Genomic DNA, 850 nt, shown 5'->3' on the forward strand with positions numbered 1-850 from the left:
TTTCGCATTCGTTTGCTCCTTCGAAAAGTTGAGCAAACTCTACATCAGAGCGAGGGAAGTTTCGGGGGGCAGGTCATAGTCGATGAACGCAATTTGAATTTGGACGCTGGCTCCTACACCAGCTTACGGACAACGAAATCGTTCGAGTAGGAATAATTATTGCTTCCATCCCGATTGTCCTACTTCAACCAGCGCTTCGGGCGAGATGCGCCGCAGCTCCGCAAGTGATTCCGCGTCTCGACTGATCAACTGGCATTGATCTCGATGCGCTATTCTCGTACGTGCCACATTGATTGATGCTTTGTTTGAAAAGCCGCACATGCTCTGTTGCAATTATGAAGGTGAATAAACCTGCGCTGGCCTATGGAGCGCTGTTACTTGCAATGTTGATCAGTGCCGGGAACTTTTTGTTCGGTAATCTGGCCGTCAATGAAGTTCATCCGGTTGCACTGACCTTTTGGCGCTGCCTGATTGCAGCAATATTTGTTTTGCCACTTGTTCTGAGGGGGCAGGGCCAACCGTTCCAGCATTTCAAGGGCAGTTGGCTCCGTATTACAGCCCTTGCCTGTATTGGCGTGGTCGCCACACCTTGGTTTGTTTATTCTGCGCTCCGCTCAAATGATCTCATAGATCTTGGGGCCGGTTACACCAGTGTACCCTTACTGACGATTTTGTTCTCGGCACTATTGCTCGGCGAGCGATTGCAGCCTGTTCAGTATCTGGGTGTAGTGATCGCCCTCGTTGGTGCACTGGTTTTTGCATTTCGCGGTGACTTCTCAAACCTAATCAATTTCGACCCGCATCTCGCCTTCTTGCTGATGATTACATCCAACGCCTGCCGTGGGCTCTA

Annotated in this window: 1 protein-coding gene; it reads left to right on the plus strand. The window is 50.4% G+C overall.

Annotated features, from left to right (window positions below; translation table 11 throughout):
- Positions 1 to 335: 335 nt before the first annotated feature.
- On the plus strand, positions 336 to 850 hold a 515-nt coding region (locus tag Q0816_RS25910; RefSeq protein WP_298856204.1), incomplete at its 3' end, for a DMT family transporter.

Origin of the sequence: uncultured Ruegeria sp., from assembly GCF_947497005.1 — a bacterium.
GTDB lineage: Bacteria > Pseudomonadota > Alphaproteobacteria > Rhodobacterales > Rhodobacteraceae > Ruegeria.